Here is a 24,078-nt window from a genome sequence, read left to right on the forward strand (position 1 = left end):
TGATTCTTTGATGTTTTTCCAAGGCATTCTCAAACTCAAGCCCGGAGTGTACTCATGATTCACCCCGTCATTATGGCTGGCGGCACCGGCTCACGGCTCTGGCCGATGTCCCGGCAGCTGAACCCGAAACAGTTCCTGAAACTGACCAACGGCCCGCTGTCGATGCTGCAGGCCACTGTTGCGCGGCTTGAGGGCATGGACGCAGCGAATCCGCTTCTTATCTGCAACGAAGAACACCGGTTTCTGGCAGCAGAACAGATGCGCCAATCAGGCCACGAAGATACCCGAATTATTCTTGAACCGTGCGGACGCAATACCGCCCCGGCCATTGCACTGGCGGCCCTCCAGTTGTGTGAATCGGTGGAAAACGGCACTGACGATCCCCTGATGCTGGTACTGGCAGCTGATCATCTGATCAAGGATGTCTCTGCCTTTCAGGAAGGAGTGAAAAAGGCCATTCCCCTCGCCCGGGAAGGCAAACTGGTCACCTTCGGCATCGTTCCCCACCATCCGGAAACCGGCTATGGCTACATCCACCGGGGCACCGAACTGGGGCCGGACAGCTACGCCGTCGACAGGTTCGTTGAAAAACCTGACCAGGCAACCGCGAACCGCTACCTGGACTCCGGAGAGTATCTCTGGAACAGCGGCATGTTCCTGTTCGGTGCCCGCCAGTATCTTGAGGAGCTTGAGGCTTATCGCCCCGATATCCTCGCCGCCTGCCGCGCCGCCATTGCCGATGCCGCTGACGATCTTCACTTTACCCGGGTTAGTGCCCAGCGCTTTGCCGACTGTCCCTCCGATTCCGTTGACTATGCGGTAATGGAGAAGACCGACAAGGCCGCCGTGGTCGCCCTGGATGCCGGCTGGAGCGATATTGGCTCATGGTCGGCGCTCTGGGAGGTCAGCGACAAGGACCCGGGCGGCAACAGCCTGACCGGAGATGTGATTACCCATAATACCTCCAACACCCTCGTGCGCGCAGACAGCCGCCTGGTGGCGACCCTTGGCGTGGACAACCTGGTGGTCATCGAGACCAAGGACGCGCTGCTGGTGGCCCACAAGGACCGCGTTCAGGACGTGAAAGCAATCGTCGAGCAGATCAAGAACGATGGCCGGCATGAACACATGAACCACCGGGAAGTGTATCGGCCATGGGGCGTCTATGACTCCATCGATAACGGTGCCCGCTACCAGGTGAAGCGCATCACGGTAAAACCCGGCGCCAAGTTGTCTGTGCAAATGCACCATCACCGCGCCGAGCACTGGATTGTGGTCAGTGGCACTGCAAGGGTTACCAACGGTGACAAGACGTATCTGGTGACCGAGAATCAGTCCACCTACATTCCTATTGGCCAGGTCCACTCTCTGGAAAACCCCGGCGTGATAGACCTGGAACTTATTGAGGTTCAGTCAGGCTCTTACCTGGGCGAGGACGACATTGTTCGCTACGAGGACCGGTACGGCCGAAAATGAGCAAGTTCAAGTATTTCATTATCGCCGGCCTGCTCAGGATTGCCGGCTGGCTTTCTCTTGCCGGCGCCCAGCGGGCTGGCCGATTCGTTGGCTATCTGGCGTGGCGGCTGCCAACGAAGTCCCGTCAGGTGACCGACATCAACCTGTCAATCTGCCTGCCTGAGCTTTCGGCGCCCGAGCGCGCAGCCATGTCAAAAGCCTCCCTGGCCCAGACCGGCATGACCATGCTGGAAGTCCCGTTGATGTGGGAATGGCCGGTGGAGAAATGTCTTGGCCTGATTCGGGAAACCGAAGGCCTAGAACTGATTGACCAGGCCATGGCAGGTAACAAGGGGCTGATCCTGCTGGCACCGCACCTCGGTAACTGGGAGCTAGCCGGCCTGTTCTTTTCCTCGCGCTACAAGATGGCGGCACTGTACAGCCCCCCGAATGTGCCCGAATTCGAGGACTACATGATCAAGGTTCGGGGTCGGCTTGGCTCTGAACTGGTTCGGGGCGACCGACGCGGCCTGGCCCGGCTGGCCTCCATCCTGCGGGAAGGCGGAGTCGCCGGCATCCTGCCAGATCAGTCACCCCGGGGCAAAGGCAATGCTTTTGCGCCCTTCTTCGGCATGGAAGTGAAGACAATGACTCTCGTTTCCAAGCTCATTCAGCGTACCGGAGCCAATGTTTTGATCACTTATGCAGAACGTCTGCCAAACGCCGGCGGGTTCCGAATCGTCGTTCGGGAAACCGGCTCCGGCCTGGGCGACAGTGATCCGATTGCCGCCACCACTGCCATGAATCACGCCATCGAACAGTGCGTCCGGGAGATTCCGGCACAGTATCAATGGGAGTACAAGCGGATGCGTCATCGGCCGCCAGGAGCGATGAACCCCTACAACCCCGATCGTGTATGTTAACCACGCCACAAAACACCAGACCGAGCTATGCGGAAAATATCACAATGACCTCGCACTCCAGATTGCTTCTCAGCGCACTTCTTATGGCAGGGTTGGGAGGCGCCCTTCTGTCCTCAAGCATTCTTGCCGGTGCCACCCTGCTAATCGCCATTGCGGGCATGGTATTCAGCGTTCGCAAGTCTCTGTACAAAGCGGGCTGGGACAAGCCCAAAGAATTGCGGTTGCTGCATTTTGCTTTCTGGTTTTTTGTGCTGGCCAGTTTTTTGTCCTGGACGCTGGAAGGATTCGATTACGAGGGCGGAAAAACGCTGGGCACCCATGCCCGCTTCATCCTGTTCTGGCCGTTAATCGTTGCCGTGACCTATGCCCGGATTGGCGCCCGAACTATGTTTGCCGCCATTGGCCTGATCGCCGTGTCCGTAATTGCGATTTTCCTGGCGACCATAGCAGCCCGCCAGGGTGCCTTTAATCAGCTATTGAACTCTCGCTTTGGTGGCGGGATCAACCCGATCAGTTTTGGCAATCTAGCACTTCTGGGCGGCATGTTAACCATTGTTGCTGCTATCTTCTTCACTCGCGAAAAACGCAGGATCGTGGGCACACTTTTATTCCTGGCCGGAACCGCAGCCATCGTAATTTCCATGCTTTCAGAGACCCGCAGTAACATGGTTGCGTTGCCGTTTCTTCTGGTCGCGCTTATTCCGCTCCTCGGCAAACGGCTGCGCACCGCCGGCCTGGTTGCAATTCCCCTTCTCGTGGCCGGCGCAATCGTAACCAGTGACCGTATGTCCCATTCGCTGAACGGTCTGCTCCATGACGGTAACCTGGACACTGGAATGGAAGTCCGGATAGAAGTCTGGGGGCAAGCCTGGAGCATGTTCCGGGAAAACCCCTGGACCGGAGTCGGCCTGGGCGGTTACACCCATCGCATTGAGTCGGAGGTTGAGGCCGGAAACCTGCCAAAGCACTTTATAGACTGCTGTACCGGCCACGCCCACAACGATTTGCTGAATAATGCTGCAACCAGCGGCATTCCAGGCATTCTCAGCTGGGCGTTGCTAATTTTCATCCCGCTCGCCATTTTTGCGCGACACCTATTCAGCCGTCATGTTCCGACGGCGCACCTGGCGACAGCCGGCACCATGGTCTGTGCCGGCTACTTTTTCTTCGGGCTGACCGAAGCAACCTTCAACCGGACCCTGTTTCTGACCTTCTACCTGCTCGCGGTTGCCTCCCTCGCCTCCGCAATGTTTACGGAACTGAGTGGGTCCTACGTTCGTAACAGGGCTCGTAGGGTCTCTGCGACGGTCATCACGAAAAACGAAGAAGACCATATTGCCGACTGTCTGACATCGGCACGACTGGTTGCGGACGAGATCATTGTCCTGGACAGCGGCAGCACCGACAGAACGGTCGAGATTGCCAGGGGGTTGGCCGATGTCGTGGAGGTGACAGACTGGCCAGGGTTCGGAGTCCAGAAACAGCGAGCACTCGAGAAAGCCAAGGGTGAATGGGTATTGTCGCTGGATGCGGATGAACGCATCACCCCGGAGCTTGCCAGGGAAATCAATCATCACCTGGCGGACCCGGATGCAGACGCCTACAAGCTTCCGTGGGCGGTCACCATCTATGGCAGCCGCCTTGATTTCGGGCGCAGTGGCCGGGCTCCCCTCAGACTGTTCCGCCGGGAAGGTGTGAGCTTTTCCGACGCGCTCGTCCACGAGCGGATACTGATCCCGTCCGGTCGGAAGGTCAAAACCTTGCGAGGACGGCTGACTCACTACACTCACCGGGACTTCGGCCATTCCCTGGAAAAAAGTGCCAAATATGCCTGGCTCGGTTCACTGGAAAAGCACCGCAAGGGCAAGAAAACCCGCACCATGTTTTATCCGACAGTGAGAGGGGTTATGACCTTCATGCAGGTGTACTTCATCCGCTTTGGCTTCCTGGACGGCGCCGTTGGTTACCTGACGGCGGTTACCTATGCCCAAGTAACTTTCAACAAGTACGCAGGGTTGTGGACGCTGGACCGACATGGGCGCCCCAAACACCATGGCGATTCACAGTGATGTCGTTTCTACGCCAACGCTGTTGAACATACCCACTATCTCGCCGTAATAGGGCAACTTTGCACTCAAGGCAGAGTCATCAATCTGAAACATCTGAATTTCCGGGAAGATTTTCTTGAGCGTGAACAAGGCAGTAGAGGCAAAACTGTAAAAGGCGATGTAGGTCTCTCCTGACAGCGCCACTTCAACTTCAATCGGGCGGCCCGCCTGTCGGATGTCAACCGGGAATCCGGCCAGCGCTCGCTCCAGATCCGCCCTGCTCTCTTTCCGGTGCATAAAATAGACTATTGGGCTCTCAGGGTGACGCTCCACCACATGCTGGATCTGGAGCCTCAGCTGCCGGAGGCGATCCTCTCCCCCGAATGGCTGCCCGAGGAACCCAACCAGAGGCGTGAGATCGCTGTCCCGGACCGAGGTTTTAAAGGTACCCCGGAACACCGGGAAGTCGTGAACCTGAACCTCGACAAGGTTAGAGCTTTGCAGGGGAAAGCAGGTAAAAAACGCAATGACATCTGGAACAATTCGGTGGATCCGGATTCCCATGGCACTCAGCAGGCGCTTTTTGCCAGACGAAATCCGGGATGCAATTCCTTCGTCGTGGATGGCGTGGTAATACCTCACCGTAGCCAGACCATCATCCACGAAAATCAGTTGCTCGCTGTCGAAGCCCCGATAAAACACCTCATGAATCCAACTGGATTTGTTCCCTATGAACAGTCGGTTTATTGTCCGCCTTGCCAGGTTTCGTGCAACAGTAGCAAGGCGCAGGTAGAACGAACGTTTCTTCAGATAGATTGTTTCAATTCCATGCCAGCCCAGTGCCTCCGCGAGAAGCGCCATTTGCTCCTCTGTTTCACGGTTGTCTGGCCGAGCGATAATTAAAAGCGTGGCTTCCCGGCTGCAGCCATAGAAGTGAAGCGCCTCGGAACAACTGATCAATTGTAGGGGGGTGCTGGCAACAAACACATTGAGCGGTGGGGCGTTTTTCACGAACTCTCCGGAGACATACTTGCCAGTTCTTTGCGGAGCCGACGTCTGACCTTAAGTTTTCTCAGCAAATTCAGCGGCTTGCTTTTTAAAGTGCTTTGCCTGTTGAGCAGAAAGTCTTCAACGGCGTCGAGAACTCTGCCACTGGACTGACCGTCCCTGAAGCTGTGCAGCTCGTCGCAGAGCGCCCGGGTTTCATTCATCAACTCCTCGGGATAGCCAACGGCCTTCTCCAGGGCAGACTCAACGTCGTCGACGTTCTGTACATCAATAAGATAGGGCCCAGGCATTTTCGTCCGAAGGGTCACAACCGGGCGGTCGAGGAACATGAATTCGAACATGATTGATGAAGTATCACACAACATAACATCGGCCTGGGGCAGCAACGGCAACAGGTCTTCGTCACTCTCGACAAAGCGGAGGTTCTCACCGTCCAGCTTCCGATATTTCGCAACCACAGAAGGGTCCATCTTCGGATGCAAAGTGACGATAAACTTCCAGCGACCACTATGGGCAAGCTCGCCAATCTTTTCCACCAGATCCGGCGCGGACGTTACCGAACGGCTGAAGGTCGATGCATAGAACACCACGGGCAACTCACCTTCCGAACGCGGTCGTTGCCCCCGAACCGGCTGGGATAATAACGGATCAAGCTTGGGCCACCCGGTATGGGAGACTGCGAAATGCTGATACTGATGTGCCAGTTCCTGAAACTTCTCCGTGTCCTTCATCGCGTGGGTGCAGTAAAGATCGAACCAGCCCCGAATCCGGTAATGATCACTGTCATCTTCGCTGCTATGGCCACGCTTGTTTCGAGCCATACCGTGAAACACTTCAACCTTGATACCCGGAAAGAAATAGGGAACCCAGTCCCCGGGCACAAAAGTGGCATCAGCCTTGTAGGCCATCACCTCTTTAACCGTCGCAAGGTGCCGCTCATCAGGCAGAAGCGGCGCTGTCGAGCAGCCGGCGACAAACCACGCTGCCTCATCGCCCCGTCGGCGAATTTCGTCCTGAAGCGGGCGGAGGATTGAGTAGGAATAGGGTTGATTGACAAAAAACAGATACCGGCGCATTCAGCCCCTGCCCGTCAATGCTTTGTAGAGCTCACCCGTCTCCCTGACGGTTTGTGAGGTGTGGAAATCCCGACCGATCCTTTCTCTCGCGGCTTGCCCAAGCCTCGACGCCAACTCTCTGTCACGATAAAGGCGTTCAATGGCGGCCGACAATTCGCCGGAGTTATTGGGGGCAACCACCAGGCCACTGACCCCGTCTTCAACTAGCTCCGGCATGCCACCAACATTAGTCACCACAGGCGTCACCCCATAGGCCATGGCTTCGATAACGGCCCTGGGCAGCCCCTCACGTTCTTTTGATGGCAGGACAAACACATTACTGGCAGAGGCAATAGCAGGTGCATCATTTCGGAACCCGGTAAAGTGAATGCGTTCCGGATGAGAAGACCCGGCTGCCAGGGCCTGAAGTTCATCACTGTTGATCATATCCCCGACCAGCAGCAGGTGGGCATCGACATCGGCTGGAAGCTCATCCATGGCATCGATCAGGACATCAAACCCCTTCCGGGGGCTATTGCGTCCAGTACAGCACACGACGAAAGCATCTTCCGGTACGCCAAACTGCGCCAGGTCTGCTGGTGACGCCTGATACCACGCCAGGTCATGACCCTTGTAGATTCGTTGGAGCTTTCTGTCGGGAATGTGCATCCACAGAAAACGCAGACTCGCCAGGTAATCCCTGATCGCATCTGCAACGCACACGATCTTGCTGACCCGTGGATGCAAAAAGGTAATCCAGGACTCCGGATTAAGAAAACTGATGTTTCCGATTACCCCACGGTAAGCCACCACTTTGATATCCATGCCTCGGGAGGCCCGAAGCCCGCAAGCCAGCGCCCTCGGATTGTAGGCGTGAATCACCTCATAACTCTTTTTGGCAAGCTGCTCACGGATGGCCGATATCCCTTCCTTATCAAACCGGCTTTTCAAGGCCATGGGCTGGGCAACCATCCCTTCGTCCAGCAGGCGCTGATAATTCCTGCCTTTGGGGTTGCACATGACATCGACATCAAAGCCGGCCCTTTTAAGGCCGATAAAAAGCTCGCTCTCCGGACGATCACACGCATCCGTGAGGCAAAGGATCGACGGTAGTGACCCGCCTTGCTGTGGATTGGTCAAGTAGCCATTCCCCTGTTGTATCCGTTCATAAATGAATCCCAGACCTGCTCCCGGACCTGCTGCCCGGCGACCTTTGCCAGGGATCTGGAAAAGCGTTCAAGATTGGCTGCCTTCCAGCGAGCGGAGGCGCCGTCTTTCATGAGTCGGCTCTTGTCGAAATCGATAAGAAAATATTCTCCGCTCCGGACAAGCACATTGAAACAGTTGAGATCCGCATGCATAACGCCGGCATCGTGAAAACGGCGAATGGTTGTTCCGAGCGACTCCCAGGCCTCGCTGTCCAGTGTCAAAATCAGCTCTGCCAGAGGCACTGTATCCTCTAGTTGCTCGATCATGATGGCAGCCCGATATTGTACCGGAGAGAGCTTTCGGTACCAGGCTGCGACAGGGCGAGGCACCGGAAGCCCCAATGTCACCAGCGTGTTCAGCAGACGGAACTCGGCAAAAGAGCGTACGTCGGATTCACCCACGTACGCGTAGGCGTATTGCGCCACCCTGGCCATCAAACCACCACGGCGATACTCCCGAAGGACCAGCCTGTCCTCCCCGGCCCGCACAAACCAGGCGCCGCCCCGGCCACCACTATTCACCGGCTGGGCCTTATCGCCCCAATAGCTGGCATCAAACCAGTCGGCAGTAACCCGCCCTCGGTAACCGGGATGAATCAGCATGGCGGAGCCGCTTTCCCGAATACAGATTTCAGACTCCACCATGTTGGCACCCGATTATCGAAACAGAACAAGAGGACTAGTCGAACCCCCGCGCGCTGGGACGCACAAGCGCGAGTACGATAGAATGGCCGCCAGTTTACCAATGATTGCCGACAAAGCTCCACAGCACCGGGCACCAACCTGAAATGGATCAAGTTTTGATGAATTCCATCTGCATTCTTCGCCTTTCCGCCATTGGCGACGTTACTCACGTGATACCCGTTGTTCTGAGCCTTCAGGAACAGGTTCCCGGCGTGAAGATCACTTGGGTAATTGGCAAGATCGAAGCCAAGCTGGTAGCTGACCTGCCCGGTGTCGAATTCATCATTTTCGACAAAAAGGCCGGGCGGAGGGGCTATTCGGATCTTCGCAGGCAGATGAAGGGCCGGAAATTCGATGCCCTGCTTCACATGCAGGTGGCTTTTCGCGCCAATCTGGCAGCGGCGTGCATCCCCGCCAAGGTCAGGATCGGTTATGACAAGGCCCGCAGCAAGGATCTGCACAGTCTGTTCATCAATCGCCGGATCAATCCCGCGCCACAACAGCACGTCCGTGATTGCCTGGCCAGTTTCCTTGAACCACTGGGGCTGACGGCAGCACCCCCACGCTGGCAACTGCCCCTAAGCGAGAATGACCATGGCTTTGCCAGAGCTCAGCTGGCAAGCGACCGAAGGAATCTTGTCATCAGCCCCTGCGCCAGCCACACCCTCCGCAACTGGCCGGCCGGGCGCTATGCGCAGCTCGCCGACTATGCCATCCGGGAACACGGAATGAAGGTCATTCTGGTTGGCAGTCCCGCCCCGTTCGAGGGGGAGTACTGCGCCGCCATCGAATCTTCGATGGCGGAAAAGGCCCACAACATCTGCGGCAAGGACACCCTGAAACAGCTGGCTGCTTTGATGAGTCACGCCGATCTGGTGGTGGCGCCCGATACCGGGCCGGCCCATATTGCCAGCGCAGTTGGCACCGATGTGATTGGCCTGTATGCGGCAAGCAACCCTTATCGCTCGGGGCCCTATAACTCACTGCAGTGGTGTGTAAACCGTTACCCCGAAGCGCTGGAGAAGTTTACCGGGAAAACCGTCGAGCAGGCGCGCTGGGGGGCCAAGGCAGAGTTTGACGGGGCAATGGAATTGATTACCGTGGAGGATTCGATAGCCATGCTGGATCGGTGGTTAGAGGCTCAGCAGGTGGCGGAATCGAAAACGGCGCCCGATTCGGAATAAACGGGCGCCGTTTTTTGTCACTGTCAGATTGCGCTGCGCTAATCCGACCTTCATCTGACCGCACATTTCACTTGCGGGCCGTGTAGTCCTGGTAGGACTTTTCTTCCACGAAACGGGAGCCCAGAGCCAAATTCACGTCTTTCTTGATGGCGGCGCGCTTGTCGTTAGTGACGTATACCGCACGCGCCAACTCAATGAACCTTGGACCAAAGTCCTGGGCCGCTTCCTGGTCGCGGATGTCGTCTTCGATCTCCCACAGATCCTCATTAACGGTCTTAAGCTGCTTGCGTAGGCTGGCTATTTCGGAGGCCTTGTCCTTTACCGCGTCCTCCCAGGTAGCACTCAGTTCGTCCAGCTCAAGCCGAACGTTTCTGAGCTTCGTCTCATCCTTGATGCGCTCGGATTTGATTTCGAGAATGGTGATTTTGTCCAGCACCTCGCCAAATGATACCGGCACCCTGATTACGTCTGCCATTTGCTCGCCCCACAGGTAAATAAAGTTTCTAAAAACAAAGCCGCCGGGCTGAAACAGTCAACGGCGGCTTGCGAATCCTCTGAACTCAGCCTTTTACGTGGGTCAGCCAGCCATTGTGCTGGGCCAGTTTGCCCTTCACTGCGTCAAAGTACATCGCCTGAAGTTTCTCGGTTATCGGTCCTCGCTTGCCAGCGCCAATGATACGGCCGTCCAACTCACGGATCGGAAGCACTTCTGCCGCCGTGCCAGTGAAGAAGGCCTCATCGGCGATGTAAACCTCATCACGGGTAATCCGGCGCTCTTTAACCGGAATATTCAGATCCCGGGCAAAATCGAGGATCGTGGCACGGGTAATCCCTTCCAGGCAGGAGGTCAGTTCCGGTGTGTGCAGCACGCCGTCGCGCATGATAAAGATGTTCTCGCCGGAACCCTCAGCCACATAACCTTCGTTATCCAGCAGCAGAGCCTCCTCGGCACCACCGGAGATGGCTTCGTTCAGAGCCAGCATCGAATTGATGTAGTTACCGTTGGCTTTGGCCTTACACATCGTGATGTTGACATGGTGGCGAGTGTAGGACGATGTGCGCACTTTGATCCCCATCTCTTTGGCTTCCGGAGACATATAGGACGGCCAGCTCCAGGCAGCAACCATTACGTGCACCTTGAGGTTATCGGCGCGCAGGCCCATACCCTCGGAACCCAGAAACGCCATCGGACGGATATAGGCTTCGTCCAGATTGTTTTCACGTACTGCCGCACACTGGGCTGCGTTCAATTCATCTTTGCTGAACGGCATCTTCATGTTCAGGATGTGAGCGGAACGGAACAGGCGATCGGTATGCTCTTTCAATCGAAAAATAGCCGGACCGTTCGCGGTGTTGTAGGCCCGCACACCTTCAAAACAGCCCAGGCCGTAATGCAGGGTGTGAGTCAGGACGTGGGTTTTGGCTTCGCGCCAGGGAACCATTTCGCCATCCAGCCAGATAACGCCATCGCGATCAGCCATCGACATGCTAGTTTGCTCCTAAAAAAGCAGTTTTCGGGGAACCGGCATTCTAGCAGGAATTTCTGCCAGAATTGAATTTGCCTTAAGCCTCAATCATCACTTTTTTCCACATGGCACGGATGTAGTCCCGCTCCTCCGGAAAGGCATCACCCTCAACCTGGCTATTAAGGTTCTGGAGCGCCCGCCGGTGAATGGTGGAACGCAGGGCAATATAGCTTTCTCGCAATTTCTCAGCGTCCTCCACCGCCATAACACCGGCCCGGCCCAACTCTTCCATTTGCCGGATGTTATCAGACCATCGAGTCAGCTCCGGATGTTCGGAGCACCAGGCCAGCATCAGGTATTGCACCATAAACTCGATATCAATGATGCCACCGGTATCGTGTTTGATGTGGAATACTTCAGCCTGACGGGTCTCGGGCGTGCCCAGACTGACACGCATTTTCTCCCGCATCTCGACCACATCCGCGCGAAGCTTGGCGCGATCCCTTTGCTGGCAGAGGATGTTGTGCCGGATAGATTCAAACGCTCCCAGCGTTTCCACACAGCCGGCGACACCGCGGGCGCGCGCCAGGGCCTGGTGCTCCCAGGTCCAGGCATCCTCGCGCTGATACTTTTCAAAGGCTTGCAGTGTACTGACCAACAGGCCGGAGTTGCCGGACGGCCGGAGCCGCATATCCACTTCGTACAGTTGGCCGGACGGAGTCTGAGTATTGAGAATATGGACAATGCGCTGGCCGAGCCGGGTGTAAAAAACCGCATTATCGATCGGCCTCTCACCGTCGGTGGCCAGTTCGGGATCGGCGCTATGCACGAAGACCAGATCAAGATCGGAGGTATAGCCCAACTCAATCCCGCCGAGCTTGCCATACCCAATAATGGCGAAATCCGTCTCACAGGCGGAGCCATCGGCTTTTTTCGGATGGCCGTGACGGCTAACGAGATTGGCAAAGGCCACATCTACCACGTGGTCCAGGACCACCTCGGCGATCCAGGTCAGATAGTCGCTGACTTTCATCAGCGGCAGCGTCCCTTTTAGCTCGGACGCCGCTACCCGCAGAATATGGGCCTTTTTGAAGTGGCGTAGAGATTCCATCTGCTCTTCTAGATCCTCAAAGGGAATCCGCAACATCTGCTGTCGGAGGTCATCCTGCAGCTCTGCTTTTGCCGGCGGGTTGTAAAGGCTCTCGGCGTTGAGCAGTTCATCCAGCAGCAATGGGGTTTCCGCCAGCTGGCTCGCAATCCAGGGGCTTTCACTACACAACCGGACGAGCTGGGTGCGGGCACCCGGGTTTTCGAGCAGCAAAACCATATAAGCGGTACGCCGCAATATCGCCTCCACCAGCTGCAATACGCGCGACAGGGTCTCTGAAGGATTTTCGACTTCGGTAAGCGCCGCAAGCAAAACCGGCATGAATTGATTAAGCCTCTTGCGCCCCTGCGTCTGCAGCGTCTGGACCGTGCGACTATCCCTCAGCTCGGCAATCTCGGCAGAACTCGCCTCCGTATTCTCATAGCCCCGGGACTTCAGCCAATCCATCGCGGCGTTCTCGTCCATCTCCGCCAACCACAGCTCGAACCAGCCCTCATCCAATGTTGCCGGACCTTCTTCATTGTCCTCTTCCGTGGCAATGATGTTGGCAAAGTGGGTAGCAACACGCTCCCGATGCTCCCGAAGCGCCTCCTCACAAGCTTGCCAGCTCTCGAAACCCATAATCGTCGCAACTCGAACCTGGGACAACTCGTCTTCCGGCAGCAGTTGGGTCTGCTTGTCTTCCATACCTTGCAAGGCATGTTCAAGGTTGCGCAAAAACACATAGGCATCACGCAGCTGCCTGACGACCTGAGAAGGCAGAAGCTCCAGCTCTTCCAGCTCTTTCAGAATTACCAGCAGTTCCCGCTGCTGGAGTTCGCGGTCGCGGCCACCGCGAATCAGCTGGAAGGCCTGGACCACAAACTCGATTTCACGAATGCCACCACTGCCCAGTTTGATGTTGTTTTCCAGCCCCTTGCGTCGCACCTCCCGGCTGATCATGGCCTTCATACTACGGAGGGACTCAAAGGCACTGAAATCAATGTACTTACGGTAGACAAATGGCCGCAGGGTTTCCATCAACACCTTACCCGCCCGCTGATCACCGGCTACTACCCTGGCCTTGACCATGGCGTAACGCTCCCAGTCCCGGCCCTGGTCCTGATAGTAGGTTTCCAGGGCGGCAAAACTCAGAGCCAGTGCGCCGCTCTGTCCGTATGGCCGCAAGCGCATATCCACGCGAAACACGAAACCGTCTGCCGTTATCTGATCCAGAGCCTGTACCAGCCGTTGACCTAGGCGGACAAAAAACTGCTGGTTGTCCATAGAACGTCGGCCGCCGCGGGTTTCGCCCTTGCTGGGAAAGGCGAAGATCAGGTCAATATCGGACGACACGTTCAACTCACGGCCGCCCAGCTTGCCCATCCCGAGAACAACCATTCTCTGGTCTGCCTCTTCACCTGTCACCGGGTCTGCGCCCCTGGGCGTGCCATGTTGTTCACACGAATCCATATAGAGCCAGTCCAGGGCACCCTCAATACAGATATCTGCAAAGGCACTGGTCGCCGCCATGGTTTCCGCCAGATCCGCCCAGCGCAGCAAATCCCGCCAGATCATCCTGAACTGGGATTCCCGACGGAATTGGCGCAGCGCGGAATGCAGCGCAGGCTCACCGTCCACGTCATCCAGGTATTCCTGCCATCGCTGCTTCAGATACTCAGGGGTCGTCGGCTCTGTCAGCTGTCGCGATTCAAGCAGCGACTGCACCTGCCCAGAATGCCGCTCAAGGGTCTGGCGCAGGAACACACTACGGGACAGTGCTTTGGCCACCACAGCCTCGTCCATTTCCGCCGCCGAAGTTAGCCATGCCGGAACTCCATCGGGAAAAACCGATTGCCAGCACGCGGCCACATCCTCGGCCAACGGTTTTGGAAGGCTGTGCCATGGCTCGGACATAATGCAAACCCCTGTCTCTCTGGTATATTTCCGGTACTGTATAACGAACTCACCCGCAACTGAACAGGCCGACCCGCCGGATGCAGAGAAACCGCCGCCCGCTAAACCCGGAGCATCAGTCAACCCACCTCCCTATGGGGGGGTTGATACGCCACCGGATGAAACGCCTGTTCCTGATCCTCGCTGGTCTGCTGGTGCTCCAGATTCTGGTTATCTGGACGGTCGAAGAGCTGACCCTGTTCGAATCAGTCTGGATCACCATGACAACCATATCCACCGTGGGCTATGGCGACTTCGCACCAAAGACCTACACGGGCCGGATCAGCACCATACTGATCATGTTTGTTGGCGCAATCACCATGCTGACGCTGATCATCAGTGATTACATCGAATACCGGTTCTATCGCCGGGAACGCATTGTCATGGGAAAATGGATTTACAAAATGAATGACCATATCGTGATCATTAACACCCCCAAGCACGGTGGCGAGCAGTATTTCATGCGGTTTGCCTCCCAGATTCGGGCGATACCGGGCTATGAAACCATTCCAATCATGATACTGACTCGCCAGTTTCCCTCGGGCCTGCCAACGGAATTATCCGACATCGGGGTTGTGCACTATCACGGTGCCGGCTTTGAAGCGGAATCTCTGAAAGCGGTTCACGCAGGCAGTGCCAGACACATTATCGTGCTCGCCGCCGATGAAGCGGATCCCTATTCGGACAGTCTGACGTTCGACATCGCCCATCGACTGACCGAGCTGAATCTCGGAAATCACACCATCGTCGAGTGTGTAAACGACGACAACCGGGGGCGTTTCAAGACACTGGGAATACGAACCACTATCCGCCCGGTTCGAACCTATCCCGAAATCATGGTGCGTTCAGTGGTCGCGCCGGGGTCGGAAAAGGTTCTGGAAGACATGTTCAACTACGAACACGACCACCCCCATCGCTATGACCTGAAACTGGATGACCTGGACTGGGCTGATATCGTCAGCGCCCTGGTGCGCCATGGCATCGGCACCGCGCTGGCCTATATCGATAACGATAATGAAGTCATCTGCCATCCTGCGACCAACAAAGAGGTAGAAGGCAAAGGCCTTATTGTGCTTGTCAAATCATCAGAAACGCCTGATGTGTCTGTCGTAGAGGAAGCCCTGGACCGTTATCGGGTGTTCCTGAAACAGTGGCGAAACCATGCAGACCAGGCGGAAAAGGACGGCTAACCGCTCCCGGTCGCAGCAAGCTGCAACTGAAGCACACCCAACTCTTTGGCGCCATTGGCGAGATCACGGACGGGGGCTCCCCGGGCGAGTTCGGCGCTCACCTGGTGCCACAGCTCCCGGCAGCCTGCTGCGTCGGCCGCCCTTGTAACCCGGGCGAGATCATAGTCCTTCACCGCAAATGGCTGGTCCAGCAACCAACCGACGCTCAGCGCCTGAAGAAACCCGGTAACCGAGATGGGAACTCCGGCCCGGGTTGCCTCCGGGTGATAAATGCCCGCAAGAAAATAACCCTGTTCCGCCTTACTGACGAGATTCAGGAATACTGGCACCTCCCGGGCCAGCGCAAGCGCCCATTCCACCAGTTTCCCGCCCTCTCCGGATTTCAGCTCGAACTCCACTTCGTGAAGCGGCCATCGGGCCTTGCCAGCGACAATGCTGCCGGAGTCCACGGCCACCTCAATCAGGGACTGACCATCCTCTAGCCAAAGCACCTGGCGCTGAAAGTTGGTCTCGAAGACCACCTGCAATTTTTTGAGATCAAGCGTGTTCCGAAGCGGAGTATCCTCCAGTAGCGAAAGATCAAGCTCCGGACCGCTTAAAGGCCATTCCCACTCCTGCCGGCAATGGGCGCCGTCGACAAACTCACCGCGGGTTTTCAGGGTCTGGATGTAGGCATCACCCGCCTTGCGAATCCGCAGAGCGGCTTTTGCCCGATTCAGCTCGGCATCCGGCGTATCATAATAACGATTGACCAGAGCCCCCCGGTTGCCGACACGTGCCGCGGAACAATCCGAAAGCCACTTTAGCGCCTGGCCCTGCGCGGCTTCAGAAACGCTCAGCTTGATCTCCAGTTCGGTTGCCATGCCAACCCCTTTTTCGGATTCCAGAAACAGAAAAACCGGCGACCCAAAGGTCGCCGGTTTTCATACTACAGGATTAGCCGGTTGGCTGATCAGAAGTAGTAAACACCACCAACAGCTGCGACAGTCTGCTCGTCGCCGGAACCACTCTCGAGAGTGTATGCTGCTGCATCGTCTGAGGAGTACATGTAGCCTTCAAAGTAGACGTACATGTTATCAGACAGGTTGTGGAGAGCCTGCAGAGCGATAACGTCTTCCTTGTCGCCGTTAGATGCGCCTGGGGAATCGTCTTCAACTACTTGGTAGGCCAGTGAGAACTGGTTGGCGCCGAGGGCGTACACACCAATCACACCGAACTCGTTAGACACGTCTTTGCGAGTCTGGTATTCGCCGGTCAGACTCAGATCACCCATGGCGTAAGTAGCACGAACGCCGTAGGTGTTTTCGTTGTTTACGTCAGGTCCGTTGCTGGAGTAACCATTTCCGCCGTCGTTGGAGTCCATGGCAACGGCCAGCTCCAAGGCATCAACAGAGTAGATTGCAGCCAGCTGATACGGATAGGACTTGCCGTTGTTGCTTGCATCGCCGTCACCGTTCACCTGAACGGCACCACCTACAGTCAGGCCGCCGAAGGACGGAGACATATACTGGATCAGATCGCCTTCACCAGTCTCATAGCTACCACCAATGCCAGTGCCAACTTCGTGGAAGTTTACAATCTTGTCGATAGCGCTTTCATATGTGGAGTCGTCTGAACCAACCCATACCTGACCAAAGCTGTCGCCTTTAACACCGATGTAAGCCTCATCAAGCTTGTCGATGCCGCTGCTCGCAGCTTTGTCATCGGCGTTGATACCTTCCAGTTCCAGCTTCAGGAAGCCAGTGATGCCCGGTGCAATTTCGTGGTCGTGTTTAACACCCAAGGTGGTGCCGTTGTCGAAATGATCAACGGTTGAACCGCCGCCATCTACGTTGGTATGGGAGAGCGCGTACTGGATGTTACCGTACACAGTCGGCATGTTGCTTTCCTGGGCTGCAACAGCGCCAGAGAAAGTAGCGGCTGCAATAGCAGATGCGATGAGTGTTTTTTTCATGTTGCGTCTTCCTTTTTGAGTTAACTCAGGTTTTAGCGACGGGTTCTTATCCCGATTTTGTAAGGCTTCACCAGTCAGGCTGGATGAGGCCGATTCTGCATTACGCCGATGTCAGTTTTGTGACAGAGGGGTAACTTTTCTTCTTTTTAGATTAAAACCACCGAAAGGCAGCTCTATATGGCTCAATTAGTTACAGGGCATTATTAAAGCTCTGCATGATGAACCTGTTTTAATACAACCATTCACTTTTTGCAAATGATTGACGATGCATTTTTAGCTCTTTTGGCACCAGAAACGCAAGTATTTATGCTTTAACGTGCTCACGAGCCCTATGGCAGTTACGATTCAATTCCGAGGCCAAAAACACATTAACCTTTTATAATCAAAATCTTAAAACAACAAAAAGAACATTCCTCAATGCACTTACTCTCATTTACCGGGCTTTTTGCACCAACAAAAATCAGTAGCAACGGAGATGCCCGATATTAGTGCAAGTACTTATTCACGCCTTTGTACGACCTCAAGCAGAAAGGTTACCGGTCCGTCATTCACCAACCCGACTTTCATATCAGCACCGAACGCCCCCTCACCCACTTTTTCAGGGTCAAGCCTTGAGCGGGCTTCAGCCACAAAAAGCCGGTATAACTGGTTAGCCTCATCGGGGCCGGCCGCGAGTGAAAACCCCGGCCGCGTGCCCGACGACGTGTCGGCCGCCAACGTAAACTGTGGGACTATAAGAAGGGAACCCCCGATATCTGCCAGGCTTCGGTTCATCCGGCCCGCCTCATCGGGGAATACACGATACGTGAGGACTTTTCGGAACAGCTCCCTTGCCTCTCTTTCACCATCTTCCTTTTCGATACCCAGCAAGAGAAGCAGCCCTGTTCCAATTGAGGCTACCTGTTCACCATCCACCGTAACACTGGCTTCCGATACTCGCTGGATCAGCCCTTTCATCAACTACCCAAAAGAAAAATGAACAGAAAGAATTAAAAATCGGCACCGAGTTTATCCACGGCAGTGACCGGTCGCAACCCCGAGAAAGGGACTTAGCCGACACTTTTCTCGGATTTCGCAATGACGGACTCAACACCACGAATCAGGGCATCGATAATTGCAGGTTCGGAGGCGGAATGGCCGGCATCCCGGATAATCTGAAACTCCGCTTCGGGCCAGGCCATGCTCAGCGCCAGGGCGTTCTCAAGAGGGCAGACCATATCATAACGGCCATGGACGATTACGCCCGGAATGTCCGATAGCCTGCCTGCATCCCGCAGGATCTGATCAGGTTCCAGGAATGAGGAGTTCATGAAGTAGTGGCATTCGATACGAGCCAGGGCGATGGCAACATGGGGATGACCAAAGTGCTCAACCACCCTCGGATTCGGCTGCAGGGTTGCGCACCGGCCCTCCCATACAGACCAGGCCTTGGCGGCCTGAATCTGCTCCAGTTCGTTGGTACTGGTTAGCCGCTGATAATAGGCGGCGACCATGTCGCCACGCTCCGCCTCAGGGATCTGTGCCTCAAAGTCGGCCCAGTAATCCGGAAACACCCGGCTTGCGCCATCCTGGTAAAACCACTGGATATCGCGTGGGCGACAGAGAAAGATGCCTCGCAAAACCAGCCCCAACACTCGCTCGGGGTGGGCCTGGGCATAGACCAGGCTAAGGGTCGAACCCCAACTGCCACCGAACAGCAGCCATTTGTCGACGCCGAGAAAGGAGCGCACAGCCTCCATATCTTCAACCAGCTTATCGGTACTGTTGCCTTCAAGTTCCGCCAGGGGGGTCGACCTTCCTGCGCCACGCTGGTCCATCAGAATGATTCGGAAACGTTCAGCATCGAAGAAGCGCCGATGGTAATCCTCGCAGCCGCCGCCGGGGCCGCCGTGGACCACAAGAACAGGAATGCCATCCGGGTTGCCGCTTTCCTCAACATAGAGCTCGTGCGGCGCATCAACAGCAATACGGTGTTGGGCATTGGGTTTGATTTCAGGGTACAAGGTGAGCATGAAGCGCTCCGGAAAAAGGATGTAACCGGAGTTTAGCTTAAGCCAATGAAAAAGGGGCGGATGAGAATGTCATCCGCCCCTTTTGGAGTAAGCCCAGGGTCAGAAGAAAGCTTTCTTTTGACCCCGATTTCACACAATGCCTTACTTTTTGTTCGCTCGCTTGCGCTCGTTCTCGGTCAGAAGCTTTTTTCGAAGGCGAATTGATTTCGGCGTCACCTCTACCAACTCGTCGTCATCGATAAACTCCAGCGCTTGCTCAAGCGTGTGCTTGATCGGCGGCACAAGCGCGATAACTTCATCCTTGCCAGAGGCGCGCATATTGTCGAGCTTCTTGCCCTTGGTGGGGTTGACCACCAGGTCGTTGTCGCGGCTGTGAATGCCGCAAAGCTGGCCTTCGTAGATTTCCTGGCCCGGGTCCAGGAACAGCTTGCCACGACTTTGCAGGGTTTCCAGCGAGTAGGTCAGCGCGGTACCGGTTGCCATGGAGACGATGACACCGTTCTGGCGACTGGTCACATCACCAACCTTGACAGGGCCGTAATGGCTGAAGGTCGAGGTCAGGATGCCAGTACCTGAGGTCATGGTCAGGAACGTATTACGGAAACCGATAAGACCACGAGCCGGAATGGTGTACTCAAGACGCATACGCCCCTTGCCGTCCGGTACCATGTTGGTCAGGTCGCCTTTACGCAGCCCCATCTGCTCCATGATCGGGCCCTGATGCTGCTCTTCAATGTCAACGATGACATTCTCATAGGGCTCCTGCTTCACGCCATCCACTTCCTTGATGACAACTTCCGGGCGACCTACGGCCAGCTCAAAATTCTCGCGGCGCATGTTCTCAATCAGCACGGAAAGGTGCAGTTCGCCCCGGCCGGACACTTTGAACTTGTCTGCCGATTCGCCTTCTTCAACGCGCAGCGCCACGTTGTGCAGCAATTCCTTCTCCAGCCGCTCCTTGATGTTCCGGCTGGTAACGTATTTGCCTTCCCTGCCGGCGAAGGGCGAATCGTTTACCTGGAAGGTCATGGACACGGTCGGCTCATCCACCGTAAGTGGCGGCAGGGCCTCAACATTGGCCTGATCACACAGGGTATCGGAGATAAACAGCTGGTCCATACCGCTCACGCAGACAATATCACCAGCCTGGGCCTCATCCACTTCAACGCGCTGCAAACCGGAGTGCCCCATGATCTTCAGGATACGACCATTGCGCTTCTTGCCATTGGCGCCAATCGCAGTCACCGGCGAATTGGTTTTGATCTTGCCCCGCGCGATGCGGCCAATACCGATCACGCCCAGGAAGCTGTTGTAATCCAGCTGGGAAATCTGCATCTGGAAAGGACCGTCCATATCGACGTTCGGCGCAGGCACATGATCAACGATGGCCTGGAACACGGCATCCATGTTGTCATCCAGGTTTTCATGGTCCATTCCGGCAATGCCATTCAGGGCACTGGCAAAAACAATGGGAAAGTCCAGCTGTTCATCAGTCGCACCCAGGTTGTCGAACAGATCAAACACCTGATCCACAACCCAGTCCGGGCGGGCACCGGGACGGTCAATCTTGTTGACTACCACAATCGGGCGAAGACCGGCGGCAAACGCCTTCTGAGTCACGAAACGCGTTTGCGGCATCGGGCCGTCGATGGAATCGACAACCAACAACACACAGTCAACCATGCTCATAACACGCTCAACCTCGCCACCGAAGTCAGCGTGGCCAGGGGTATCAACGATGTTGATGTCGTAGTCATGCCATTTCAGGGCCGTATTCTTGGCCAGAATGGTAATCCCACGCTCTTTTTCCTGGTCGTTGGAATCCATAACCCGCTCGCTTTCGAGCTCTTTTCGGTCCAACGTGCCGGACTGACGCAACAGCTGATCAACCAGCGTGGTTTTACCGTGGTCAACGTGGGCAATGATGGCGATATTACGAAGTTTTTCAATCACAAAAATAATCCTGCGGCATGCACTAAATGACCTGAGAGGGTCGTTCGCAGGGGAATCCCTGCACATGCCGTCTCAAATCCGTAAAATGAACTCATTCACCGGAACTGACTGTCCGGCACCCTGCGTGGATCTACTTGATCCAGAATCTCGAAATGGCAGGATGAAAATGAAGCGGCGCGTAGTATAGCGAAAAGTCGGTGTCGTTAATATCAAGAAAAACGCCTACTCTTTGGGCAATGATCGCACTCATTTGGCGCACCCAAACAATTAACGCACCAATTAAGTGCGCCAATTGAGTGCAAGGTCCAGCCTGGCAAACGTGCATTCAACCTGAACCTGCCCCAAACCCTTGCAGTTGCGCAGTTCTGGAGCATGCCCTAAAAATTGGCAAGCGCCTTGCTTTATCGAAAGCAGCCGAAATTTGCAGGTAAGACGCACCGGCATTTGCTAAGCTGCGCAAACCTGAGAAGCAGATCGGAACTCAGTATTATGAGCGATCCGGCACCACGAACATGAATACAGCCGCCAGTGCGGTATAACTTATGGAGCATGCACAATGTCCAAGACAGTTGATTTGATCAAAGAACACGAAGTCAAATGGGTTGACCTGCGCTTTACTGACAGCCGCGGTAAAGAGCAGCACGTGACGCTGCCAGCCACCGAAGTAGATGAAGACTTTTTCGCAGACGGCAAGATGTTTGACGGCTCCTCAATTGCCGGCTGGAAGGGCATCAACGAATCCGACATGATCCTGATGCCGGACGACGAGACCTCAGTACTCGATCCGTTCACCGAAGAAACCACAGTCAACATCACCTGCAACATCGTAGAACCTACCACCATGCAGGGTTATGAGCGCGACCCCCGTTCCGTTGCCCGTCGTGCCGAGGAATACCTCAAGTCCACCGGCATCGCCGATGGTGCCCTGTTCGGCCCGGAGCCGGAGTTCTTTGTCTTTGATTCCGTTAAATGGAACGTAGACATGCAAGGTGCTTCGTATCACATCCACTCTGAAGAGGCCGCCTGGGTATCCGGCGAAGACTTCGACCGCAACAACATCGGTCACCGCCCAGGCGTTAAAGGCGGCTACTTCCCGGTTCCGCCCGTAGACAGCCTGCACGACCTGCGTGGCGCCATGTGTGCCGCCATGGAGTCCATGGGCCTGGAAATCGAAGTTCACCACCACGAAGTGGGCACCGCTGGCCAGTGTGAAATCGGCGTTGGCGCCAACACCCTGACCAAGAAAGCTGACGAAGTTCAGATCCTGAAGTACTGCGTACACAACGTGGCACACGCTTATGGCAAGACAGCGACCTTCATGCCCAAGCCAGTGGTTGGTGACAATGGTTCCGGCATGCACGTACACATGTCCCTGAGCAAAGATGGCAAGAACCTGTTCGCAGGCGACAGCTATGCCGGCCTGAGCGAAGCGGCCCTGTATTACGTTGGCGGGGTTATCAAGCACGCCAAGGCCATCAACGCCTTTACCAATCCGGCAACCAACAGCTACAAGCGTCTGGTTCCTGGCTACGAGGCACCGGTTATGCTTGCGTACTCCGCTCGTAACCGTTCGGCCTCCATCCGTATCCCTTACGTGAACAGTCCGAAAGCGCGTCGTATTGAAGTTCGTTTCCCTGATCCGGCGGCCAACCCGTACCTGGCTTTCGCTGCCCTGATGATGGCTGGCCTGGACGGCATCCAGAACAAGATCCACCCTGGCGATGCCATGGACAAGGATCTGTATGACCTGCCGAAGGAAGAGGCCCTCAACATCCCGAAGGTTGCGGAAACCCTGTCTGAAGCCCTGGACTGCCTGGCAGAAGATCACGAGTTCCTGACCCGCGGTGGCGTGTTCACTGAAGACATGATCGCCGGCTACATTGATCTGAAGCGCGGTGAAGTTGAGAAACTGAACATGACCACTCATCCGGTTGAGTTCCAGCTGTACTACTCCTGCTAAAACCTCTCTCCCGAGAGCTTAAGAGCAGCAAAGCCCCGCCCCGCGCGGGGCTTTTTTTGTGCGCAAAAGCACATTGCCTGCAGCCCTTAACGATATGTAACCAACATCCCGCCCCAAGGCGTTGAAATGCCCACGGGTGCCGCCGATAATCGGTAAAACCCAATGACAGGTGAGCTTATGAATCCAATGTCTGGATTGGTTGCCGGCCTTCTCTTAATTCTGGCGGTCCCGGCCTCCGCCGAGGTCTACCGTAACGTCGATGCCTACGGCAATGTCACGTTCTCCGATGAACCGAGCGAGGGCGCTGAAGCCGTAGAGGTCAAACCGGTCACTACCATCACTCTGCCCAAGCCCGAGGTGGTGCAGGAAACCGACAAGCTTCGTGAAGAGGTTCAGCGAGAGGGCGCAGCCTATGAGAGCGTCGCCTTTGTGTATCCCGATAACAATCAGGCCTTTTACAGTGGTAGCGGTGATATCCAGTTCGAGGTCCGCAGCACACCCGGCCTGCAACCTGGTCACAAATACGAAATAACCCTGGATGGCCAGCCCGTTGGCCAAAGCGCTTCCGGCTCGGTTACCGTTAGCAATGTCTATCGTGGAACTCACCAAGCCCGCGTTCACATCGTGGATGAAAAGGGCGTTCAGGTAAAAACCGGTCCGTCCGTTTCCTTCACCGTTCACCGCCCCTCCGCAGCAAACTAGCCAAACCGCCTCACTACCCCCCCAATGCGCCGCACTGTTTTGGTGCGCGCGCACCAGAAAACAGCCATACTCTGATCAGCAACGGGGCGATTTTTTCGGACTGGTCAGGAGGTACTTCTCCATTTGCACCAGCTTACGGCACATTTCAACACCGATATGGCCCTATGCCCGCACTTTGCCCACTCATTTTTGAGCCCGGCCCAAAGTGGTTCGCTTTTTGCAAAACTCCGGAG

The 24,078-nt window shown here is 55.8% G+C and carries 19 protein-coding genes; 7 read left to right on the top strand and 12 right to left on the bottom strand.

Annotated features, from left to right (window positions below):
• The first annotated feature begins 54 nt into the window (after positions 1 to 54).
• The 3 genes from ACN0XM_RS18315 to ACN0XM_RS18325 are packed head-to-tail and all read left to right on the top strand — an operon-like array spanning position 55 to position 4,447.
• Positions 55 to 1,476 (top strand): mannose-1-phosphate guanylyltransferase/mannose-6-phosphate isomerase, encoded by a 1,422-nt coding sequence (locus ACN0XM_RS18315; RefSeq protein WP_417568374.1) that lies wholly within the window; start codon positions 55 to 57, stop codon positions 1,474 to 1,476.
• The gene (locus tag ACN0XM_RS18320; RefSeq protein ID WP_417568375.1) at positions 1,473 to 2,378 is read left to right on the top strand and encodes a lysophospholipid acyltransferase family protein; all 906 of its coding nucleotides are present in this window, start codon (positions 1,473 to 1,475) and stop codon (positions 2,376 to 2,378) included. The genes ACN0XM_RS18315 and ACN0XM_RS18320 overlap by 4 nt, the downstream gene beginning before the upstream one ends.
• 44 nt (positions 2,379 to 2,422) lie before the next feature.
• The gene (locus ACN0XM_RS18325) at positions 2,423 to 4,447 is read left to right on the top strand and encodes an O-antigen ligase family protein (protein WP_417568376.1); all 2,025 of its coding nucleotides are present in this window, start codon (positions 2,423 to 2,425) and stop codon (positions 4,445 to 4,447) included.
• On the opposite strand, the gene ACN0XM_RS18330 is transcribed toward ACN0XM_RS18325, so the two are convergent.
• From ACN0XM_RS18330 to ACN0XM_RS18345, 4 genes are read right to left on the bottom strand one after another with little or no spacing between them, the layout of a single operon-like run.
• On the bottom strand, positions 4,439 to 5,437 hold the full coding sequence (locus ACN0XM_RS18330; protein WP_417568377.1) for a hypothetical protein: 999 nt from the start codon (positions 5,435 to 5,437) through the stop codon (positions 4,439 to 4,441). The genes ACN0XM_RS18325 and ACN0XM_RS18330 overlap by 9 nt on opposite strands.
• Positions 5,434 to 6,510, bottom strand: a complete 1,077-nt coding sequence (locus ACN0XM_RS18335) for a CDP-glycerol glycerophosphotransferase family protein (protein WP_417568378.1) — start codon at positions 6,508 to 6,510, stop codon at positions 5,434 to 5,436. Before ACN0XM_RS18335 ends, ACN0XM_RS18330 begins: the two co-directional genes overlap by 4 nt.
• The gene (locus tag ACN0XM_RS18340) at positions 6,511 to 7,629 is read right to left on the bottom strand and encodes a glycosyltransferase family 4 protein (protein ID WP_417568379.1); all 1,119 of its coding nucleotides are present in this window, start codon (positions 7,627 to 7,629) and stop codon (positions 6,511 to 6,513) included.
• On the bottom strand, positions 7,626 to 8,342 hold the full coding sequence (locus ACN0XM_RS18345; protein ID WP_417568380.1) for a 3-deoxy-D-manno-octulosonic acid kinase: 717 nt from the start codon (positions 8,340 to 8,342) through the stop codon (positions 7,626 to 7,628). Before ACN0XM_RS18345 ends, ACN0XM_RS18340 begins: the two co-directional genes overlap by 4 nt.
• 158 nt (positions 8,343 to 8,500) lie before the next feature.
• Here ACN0XM_RS18345 and ACN0XM_RS18350 point away from each other — a divergent pair, with 158 nt between their 5' ends.
• Positions 8,501 to 9,565 carry a glycosyltransferase family 9 protein gene (locus ACN0XM_RS18350; RefSeq protein ID WP_417568381.1) on the top strand — a complete coding sequence of 355 codons (1,065 nt, stop codon included), beginning with the start codon at positions 8,501 to 8,503 and terminating at the stop codon, positions 9,563 to 9,565.
• A 67-nt stretch (positions 9,566 to 9,632) separates the two neighbouring features.
• Here the strand turns inward: ACN0XM_RS18350 and ACN0XM_RS18355 are convergent, their stop codons facing one another.
• The 3 genes from ACN0XM_RS18355 to glnE form a co-directional block, all read right to left on the bottom strand.
• Complete coding sequence (locus ACN0XM_RS18355; RefSeq protein ID WP_417568382.1) at positions 9,633 to 10,040, bottom strand: DUF6165 family protein; 408 nt, start codon at positions 10,038 to 10,040, stop codon at positions 9,633 to 9,635.
• 85 nt (positions 10,041 to 10,125) lie between these two features.
• On the bottom strand, positions 10,126 to 11,052 hold the full coding sequence (locus ACN0XM_RS18360) for a branched-chain amino acid transaminase (RefSeq protein WP_417568383.1): 927 nt from the start codon (positions 11,050 to 11,052) through the stop codon (positions 10,126 to 10,128).
• Positions 11,053 to 11,128: 76 nt separating this feature from the next.
• The gene (gene glnE / locus ACN0XM_RS18365) at positions 11,129 to 14,035 is read right to left on the bottom strand and encodes a bifunctional [glutamate--ammonia ligase]-adenylyl-L-tyrosine phosphorylase/[glutamate--ammonia-ligase] adenylyltransferase (protein WP_417568384.1); all 2,907 of its coding nucleotides are present in this window, start codon (positions 14,033 to 14,035) and stop codon (positions 11,129 to 11,131) included.
• 80 nt (positions 14,036 to 14,115) lie between these two features.
• Between glnE and ACN0XM_RS18370 the strand changes: the two genes are divergently transcribed.
• The gene (locus tag ACN0XM_RS18370; RefSeq protein WP_417568385.1) at positions 14,116 to 15,264 is read left to right on the top strand and encodes a potassium channel family protein; all 1,149 of its coding nucleotides are present in this window, start codon (positions 14,116 to 14,118) and stop codon (positions 15,262 to 15,264) included.
• On the opposite strand, the gene ACN0XM_RS18375 is transcribed toward ACN0XM_RS18370, so the two are convergent.
• The 5 genes from ACN0XM_RS18375 to typA form a co-directional block, all read right to left on the bottom strand.
• Positions 15,261 to 16,127, bottom strand: a complete 867-nt coding sequence (locus tag ACN0XM_RS18375; protein WP_417568386.1) for a CYTH domain-containing protein — start codon at positions 16,125 to 16,127, stop codon at positions 15,261 to 15,263. The two genes, ACN0XM_RS18370 and ACN0XM_RS18375, sit on opposite strands and share 4 nt — an antisense overlap.
• Positions 16,128 to 16,216: 89 nt before the next feature.
• Complete coding sequence (locus tag ACN0XM_RS18380; protein WP_417568387.1) at positions 16,217 to 17,218, bottom strand: porin; 1,002 nt, start codon at positions 17,216 to 17,218, stop codon at positions 16,217 to 16,219.
• Positions 17,219 to 17,716: 498 nt separating this feature from the next.
• Positions 17,717 to 18,175, bottom strand: a complete 459-nt coding sequence (gene dtd, locus ACN0XM_RS18385; RefSeq protein WP_417568388.1) for a D-aminoacyl-tRNA deacylase — start codon at positions 18,173 to 18,175, stop codon at positions 17,717 to 17,719.
• A 92-nt stretch (positions 18,176 to 18,267) separates the two neighbouring features.
• Positions 18,268 to 19,230 (bottom strand): prolyl aminopeptidase, encoded by a 963-nt coding sequence (gene pip / locus ACN0XM_RS18390; protein ID WP_417568389.1) that lies wholly within the window; start codon positions 19,228 to 19,230, stop codon positions 18,268 to 18,270.
• A gap of 141 nt (positions 19,231 to 19,371) precedes the next feature.
• Positions 19,372 to 21,183: a translational GTPase TypA gene (typA, locus tag ACN0XM_RS18395; protein ID WP_417568390.1), complete on the bottom strand. Its 1,812-nt coding sequence runs from the start codon at positions 21,181 to 21,183 to the stop codon at positions 19,372 to 19,374.
• 556 nt (positions 21,184 to 21,739) lie between these two features.
• On the opposite strand from typA, the gene glnA reads away from it, so the two are divergent.
• Together glnA and ACN0XM_RS18405 are read left to right on the top strand one after the other, a co-directional pair.
• Positions 21,740 to 23,143 (top strand): glutamate--ammonia ligase, encoded by a 1,404-nt coding sequence (gene glnA / locus ACN0XM_RS18400; protein ID WP_417568391.1) that lies wholly within the window; start codon positions 21,740 to 21,742, stop codon positions 23,141 to 23,143.
• A gap of 177 nt (positions 23,144 to 23,320) precedes the next feature.
• Positions 23,321 to 23,845 (top strand): DUF4124 domain-containing protein, encoded by a 525-nt coding sequence (locus ACN0XM_RS18405; RefSeq protein WP_417568392.1) that lies wholly within the window; start codon positions 23,321 to 23,323, stop codon positions 23,843 to 23,845.
• Positions 23,846 to 24,078: the final 233 nt, after the last annotated feature.

The organism is Marinobacter sp. (assembly GCF_048269445.1).
GTDB lineage: Bacteria > Pseudomonadota > Gammaproteobacteria > Pseudomonadales > Oleiphilaceae > Marinobacter.